Origin of the sequence: Marinitenerispora sediminis, from assembly GCF_003336425.1 — a bacterium.
Lineage (GTDB): Bacteria > Actinomycetota > Actinomycetes > Streptosporangiales > Streptosporangiaceae > Marinitenerispora > Marinitenerispora sediminis.
Window position 1 is genome coordinate 1 of record NZ_QEIO01000208.1, and the last position, 6,965, is coordinate 6,965.

The 6,965-nt window shown below is 76.4% G+C and carries 4 protein-coding genes; all 4 read left to right on the plus strand.

The window, feature by feature from the left end; all coding sequences use genetic code 11:
• Window positions 1–154 precede the first annotated feature (154 nt).
• Complete coding sequence (locus DEF28_RS24670) at window positions 155–3,712, plus strand: TM0106 family RecB-like putative nuclease (protein WP_114400484.1); 3,558 nt, start codon at window positions 155–157, stop codon at window positions 3,710–3,712.
• Window positions 3,713–3,839: 127 nt separating this feature from the next.
• Entirely contained in the window at window positions 3,840–4,331 is a 492-nt protein-coding gene (locus DEF28_RS24675; protein WP_114400485.1) for a hypothetical protein, read from the plus strand.
• 92 nt (window positions 4,332–4,423) lie between these two features.
• Window positions 4,424–5,653, plus strand: coding sequence for a site-specific integrase (locus DEF28_RS24680; protein WP_114400486.1), 1,230 nt, complete (start codon window positions 4,424–4,426; stop codon window positions 5,651–5,653).
• Window positions 5,654–5,808: 155 nt separating this feature from the next.
• A partial coding sequence (locus DEF28_RS24685) for a hypothetical protein (RefSeq protein ID WP_147281093.1) occupies window positions 5,809–6,965 on the plus strand: 1,157 nt, incomplete at its 3' end.

The window sequence follows — 6,965 nt, forward strand, 5'->3', positions numbered from 1 at the left end:
CCCCCCGCCGCCGCGGCCGAGCCGGCCCCCGCTTCCGGCCCGGCCGCGGCGCGCTGACCGGCCGATATCGCGACGCCCCGCGCGCGGACGCCTCCGCGGTCGCGGCGAGGTGGCAGAATGCCCCGGACACCGTCTACCGGGGAGGGGCGCGCAGGTGTTCCGCACCGCATCGGGCTGGGTGATCTCACCCACCGATCTCGTCGACGCGATGGAGTGCGACCACCGCAGCGCTCTGAAGGCCGCGCTCGCGTCCGGAGTGCCCGGCGCCCCCGTCCCCACCGACATCGACCCCCTCGTCGCGCAGCAGGGCGCCGCGCACGAACGCGCCGAGCTCCAGCGGCTGCGCGACCTGTTCGGCGCCGGTGTGGTCGCCATCGACAACCCCGAACCCACCGAGCCCGCCATGCGCGCCGCCGCCGAGGCGACCGCCGAAGCTATGCGCGCCCGGGTCCCGGTCATCTACCAGGGCTGCTTCTACGAGCGGGTCGAGAGCGGCGTGGCCTTCCACGGCCGCGCCGACTTCCTCATCAGCACCGACGTCGACCCGGCCACCGGGGAGCGCCGCCACGACGCCGGCCGCGGGGGCGGGTACGAGCCGTGGGACACCAAGCTCGCCCGGCACCCCGGCCCCTCCGCCGTGCTGCAGCTCTCCGCCTACGCCGACGCGCTCGCCCGCCTCGGCCCCGGCGCCCCGGAGCACATGTACCTGGTCACCGGCGACCGGCACACCCACGCCCACCGCGTCGCCGAGTTCACCCCCATCCTCTCCTCGGTACGCGGCCGGCTGCTGCGCCGGCTGCGCGCCCCGGCCGAACTCCCCGCGCCGCTGTGGGGCGAGCCGTGCCACGCCTGCGACCGCTGCGGGTTCGCCGCGCAGTGCGCCGACGGCCGGGCGGCCGCCCGGCACCTGTCCCTCGTGGCCGGCATCCGCACCGACCAGACCCGCAAACTCCGCGACGCCGGCATCGCCACGATCGACGCCCTGGCGACGGCCGACGACACCGACCGGCCCGACCTGCTGCCCCGCCACTCCTACCAGCGGCTGCGCCGCCAGGCCGCCCTGCAGACCCGGCAGGACGCCACCCGCACCCGCGACGACCCGGTCGGCACCGTCTTCGCCGAGGTGTACGCCGACGACGGGCTCGCCGCGCTGCCCGCCCCCAGCCCGGGCGACGTCTTCTTCGACATGGAGGGCTTCCCCTACTACGAGGGGGACGGCGGGCGCGGCCTGGAGTACCTCTTCGGCGCGGTCACCGCCGACGGCGGCACCGAGCGCTTCCACGCGTTCTGGGCCCACGACCGCGCCCAGGAGAAACGGGCCTTCGAGGAGTTCGTGGACTTCGCGCTGGCCCGCATCGACGCCGACCCCGACGCCCACGTCTACCACTACGCGTCCTACGAGGTGGACCGGCTCAAGCTGCTGGCGGCGACCTTCGGCACCCGCGAGGCCGAGGTCGACGACCTCCTCCGGGAACGCCGCCTCGTCGACCTGTACACGGTCGTGAAGAAGAGCCTCTACGTCTCGCAGCGCTCCTACTCCATCAAGTACCTCGAACCGCTCTACCTCGGCGGCGCCCGCGAGGGCGACGTCACCACCGCGACCTCCAGCATCGACGCTTACGCCGACTACCTGTCGGCGGTGCGCGCCGAGGAGCACGACCGCGCCGAGAAGATCCTGTCCGGCATCGCCGCCTACAACCGCGACGACTGCGTGTCCACCGCGCGGCTGCGCGACTGGCTGGAGGAGAAGCGCGCCGAGCACGGCATCACCGCCCGCCCCGCCGTCCAGGCCGAGCTCGCGGCCGAGGACGCCGACGAGCGCGCCGCCGAGGCGGCCCGCCGCCGCGCCGAGATCGAGGCGCAGACCCGCGCACTCACCGAACCGCTGCTCGACGGCGTCCCCGCCGACGCCGAGCACCGCGACGCCGAGCAGCGGGCCCGCGCGCTGCTCGCCGCGCTGGTCGGCTACTACCGCCGCGAGGCCAACCCCTCGTGGTGGGAGTTCTTCCGCCGGGTCTCCGCCCCCGTGGAGGAGCTGGAGGCCGACAACGAGTGCCTGGTGCCGGTGCGGGTGCGCGTCGGTGAGTGGCAGGAGCCCAGCGGGCGGCAGAAGAAGCCCCGCCGCGAACTGGAACTGCGCGCCGACCCGGCGCGCCCGCACCCCTTCACCCCGGGCGACGACGTGCGGCTGCTCTACCCCGGCCCGCCCGGCCAGCAGGCCAGCGCGGTCAACGCCGCCGTCGAGAGCGCGACCGCCGAACGGCTCACCCTCGTCGAGACCGCCGACCCCGGCGACACCTACGCCCGCGCGCCGGTCGCGGTGCTGCCCGGCGCTCCCGTGCGCTCCGCACCGAAGGACGCCGCCCTGCTCGCCCTCACCGAGCGCGCCGTGGCCGAGCTCCCGGTGCTGCCGCGCATGGCCGGGCTGGACGTGCTGCGCCGCACCCCGCCGCGGCTGCGCGGCGGCGGACCGCTGCCCGACCCGCGCGACCACGGCGGCGACCTGGTGGCCACCGTCATCGCGGCCGTGGACCGGCTGGACTCCTCCTACCTGGCCGTGCAGGGGCCGCCCGGCGCCGGCAAGACCTACCTCGCCGCGCAGCTCATCACCCACCTGGTGGCCGAGGGACGCAGCGTCGGGGTGTGCTCCACCAGCCACAAGGCCATCGAGAACGTCCTCGCCGCGGCGGTGAAGGCCGCCGCGGGCCGCGGCCTCGCGCTGCCCTGCGCCAAGCGCCCCGCCCGCAAGCCCGACCCCGAGGCGCCGTGGGACCAGCCCAAGAGCGTCAAGGAGCTCGTGGGCTGGCGGGCCGGGCAGGAGGCCGGCTACCTGGTCGGCGGCACCGCGTGGAACTTCGCCAACGAGGCGGTCATCGAGCAGCCCTTCGACGTGTTCATCATCGACGAGGCCGGCCAGTTCGCGCTGGCCGACACCCTCGCCGTCTCCGCCGCCACCCGCGACCTCGTGCTGCTCGGCGACCCGCAGCAGCTGCCGCAGGTGGTCCAGGGCACGCACGGCGAGGGCGCCCAGGCGTCGGCGCTGGAGCACCTGGTCGCCGACGAGGAGATCATCGACCGCAGCCGCGGCTACTTCCTCGACCAGACGCGGCGCATGCACCCCGACGTGTGCGCCCCGGTGTCCCGGCTCTCCTACCGCGGGCTGCTGCACGCGCACCCCTCCGCCGCCGAACGCGGCCTCGCCGGAGTGGCGCCCGGCCTGTACCGCGCCGAGATCCCGCACACCGGCCGCAACACGCACAGCCCCGAGGAGGTGACCGCGGTCGTCGACCTGGCGACCCGGCTGGTCGGCACCGCCTTCACCGAACCGGGCGCGCCGGCGCGCCCGATCACCGGGGCCGACATCCTCGTGGTGGCCCCGTTCAACCTCCAGGTGCGGGCGCTGCGGCGCGCGCTGGAGCAGGCCGGGCTGGAGGAGGTGCGGGTCGGCACCGTGGACCGCTTCCAGGGCCAGGAGGCGCCGGTGGTGCTGTGCTCCATGACCGTCTCCAGCGCCGCCGACGTCAGCCGCGGACTGGACTTCGTGCTCTCCCGCAACCGGCTGAACGTCGCGCTGTCCCGGGCCCAGGTCCTCGCGGCCCTGGTGTACTCCCCGCATCTGGTCGGCGCGGCCCCGCGCTCCGTCGCCGAACTGCGGGTCCTCGCGGGCTTCGCCGGGCTGTGCGCCCAGGCCCGGCCGTGGCCGGGGGCCTGACGCGGCGCCACCCGCGAGGGCCGTCCCGGGGCCCCGACCGCGCCTCCGCCGCCGGACGCCGCGGCCGGTCTAGGGTGGTCCGGACGGCCGTCGCGCCGTGCATTCGTCAGCTCTGCCCGGAGGATGCGTGTCCCCGAAGAAGAAGCGCGCCCGCAGACCCGCCAGACCCGCCACACCGCCCACCCGGCCGAACGGGCGGCCGGCGCAGCCCGACCGCCCCGTCCGCGTCGACCCGGCGCGGCTGCCGGCGGTCAGCCGGACACCCGTGGTGGTCGAGGAGCGCCGCCGCTGGCCGCTCGTCGTGTGGCCGGGGCTCGGCTTCGCCTGGCTGGTCGGGACCGCGCTGTTCGGCGTGCTGTGGCTGGCCGAGGGCGTCCAGCTGCTCACCATGGCGGAGGTCACCGCCGCCGCCCGGCGCACCGCCGCCTGGTACCTGGTCTGGATGCTGGTCTGCGCACTGCTCGTCCCCCTGGCAGGGGCGGCGCTCGCGCTGCGGACCCGGCGCCGGGCCGCGGCGGCCTTCTTCGGTCTGGCGCTGCTGCTCTCGGTCGCCGGGCTCTGGCTGCTGGCGCCGCCGTCCGAGTACGCCGGCGCGCTCGCGGGCGCCTTCTCTTCCTGAGCCGAGCCGCCTGCTGGCCGCCGGCGTGACCCCGCCGGACCCGGAGGCGCCCTGGCCCGCCGGCCGGCGCCGATGCGCCATGATGGTCAACCGTGACGAGCGACGAGCAGACGACCGAGACCGCCGAGGTCCTGCCGGCCGAGGTGCGCACCGGGCTGGAGCGGGTGACGCACAGCGTGCTGGTGGACACCCGGGCGCTGGAGGCGGTGCGCCGCCGGTTCGACGAGGAGCAGGCGAGCACGCTCGGCCGGTACCTGAGCGCGGCGCAGTCCGCCAACACCCTGCGGGCCTACCGGTCGGACTGGATCGCGTTCACCGCGTGGTGCCTCGCCGAGCGGCGGCGGTCGCTGCCCGCCGACCCGGTGGACGTCGCGGTGTACCTCGCCGCCGCCGCCGACGCGGTCCGCGAGGGCGACCCCGGGCGCTGGGCGCTGTCGCCGGCCACGCTGGAGCGCAAGGCCGCGGCGATCGCCGCGGTGCACGGGGCCAACGGGCTGGCTTCGCCCACCCGCGCCGACGTGGTGCGGATGACGCTGCGCGGCATCCGGCGCAGCCGGCGCGCCCAGCCCGACCGCAAGCGCCCGGTGCTGCTGCACACGCTGGAGGCGCTCTTGGCCGAGCGCCCGGCGCCCGGGCACCCCACCGGTGTGGCGCGCCGGCGCGACGCCCTCCTGCTGCTCACCGGATTCGCCGGCGCGCTGCGGCGCAGCGAGCTCGCCGGGCTCGGCTTCGACGACATCGCGGTCGAGAGCGATCCCCGTACGGGGGAGCCGCTGCTCGTGGTGCGCCTCGCGGCCACCAAGACCGACCAGGAGGCGCGGCACGCGCAGCAGGTGGCCCTGCCGCGCGGCCGGCGGGCCGGCACCTGCCCGGTATGCGCGTTCGCGGACTGGGCGGACCTGGTGGAGGCGCACCGCGACGGCGGGGCCGAGGGCGTGCGCGCGTTCCTCGCCCACGACGAGGAGCCGGCCGCCGCCCGGCCGCACCGCTGCCACCGCTACGCCGGCACCGGCCTCGCCGACGGCACCGGCCGCCCGCTCTTCCCGTCGGTCAGCCGGCACGGCGCGATCTCCGCGCGGGCGATGTCCGGCCGGGCCGTCGCCGAACTCGTGAAGCGCTACGCCGAGCGCGCCGGCCTGGACCCCAAGGCGTTCAGCGGGCACTCGCTGCGCTCGGGCTTCGCGACGCAGGCGGCACTGGGCGGCGCGAGCGACCGCGAGATCATGCGCCAGGGCCGCTGGACGAACTCCCGTACCGTGCACGGCTACATCCGCACCGCCAACCCGCTGGAGGACAACGCCGTGACCCGGCTCGGCATCTGAGTGCCCGCCGGCCGGGCGAGGCCTCCCGCGGCGCACGAGTCGCCTGCGCGGCCGGCCGATCGGCGCACGATCCGCGGGCGCGCGGCGGTGAACACGGGGCGTCCATCAGGCACGGTGGTGCCCGGTTACCACCGGACATATGGCAGTATGCCGGGGTGATCGATGCGTTTCGTGCTGCCTTCCAAGAGCTGATCGATTCGGCTCTCGCCGCCGATCCCCAACGGTTCGGCGCGGCCGTCGGCGAGGTGTACGGGCTGGCCGGACAGGTCCCCGCCGATGAGCGGGAGATCGCGGTGGAGGCCCTCGCTCCGATTTTCGCCGGCCACCACACGGTCCCGGGCATCACCGCCGACCTCATGGTGGTCGCCGGCGCGCTCGTCGAGATCGGCACGCCCGCCGGGCCGACCGGCGTCGAGATCCTGCGCCGCCTCCGGGAGTCCGGTGCCGCCGCGGGGGTCTTCCTGCACGCCTGGGACCAGACCGGCGGCGGCGCCCCGCCCGAGCCCGAGGAGGTGACGGCCACCGACGAGGAACGGGTGGCCCAGGTCCTCGGGGAGTCGGCCCCGGCCGCCACCATGTGCTGGTGGACGGCCCGGCGGCACGGCCTGGCCGCCAAGACCATGCTCAGCGAGTCCGACGTCCGGGCCGCGGTGTGCTCCGACACCACGCTGCGGAGCGAACTCGCGCCCATCGCGCGCCGCCTGGGGCAGTTCCTGCCCGAGTACCGCGAGGTGGAGGCCCTGCTCCGCATGGGGGAGGCGACCTCGGCGCTGGTGCTGGACCGCGCGTCCGGCCGCGGCTTCCGGGTGCGGTTCGACGGCCTCGGCGACAACTTCCAGCTGCACACCCTGCTCGCCGACGCCCTGATCGGCGCGGAGGGGCGCGGCCTGGCCGGCGAGCGTCCCGACCCTCGGTGGGTGGCGGCCTTCCGCGACGCCGACCCCGTGCGCGAGGCCGACCCCGTGCGCGGCTCGTGGAACCTCGTCGCCGCGGACGGCTCCTGGATCTGGAACGAGGGCGTGCCGGCGGACATCCCGGTGTTCGACGGAGAGCGGCTCATCGTGCTGGAGGAGCAGCCCTACCTGCGTACCTGGAACGCCGGGCGGATGCACCCGCACGTCGTGGGCAGCCTCGACGTGCTCGACGAGCTCCCGCCGGAGGAGGCCCGGGCGTGGTGGGCGCGGATCTCGGGGGCCCAGTCGCCCGCTGAGGCGTTCGGCGCGGACCCGGCCGCCGACGTCGCGGTGGAACCGGGCCCCGAGGCACCCGCGGACACGGCCGACCCGCTAGCGGCCGTGCCCGCCCCCCTCCC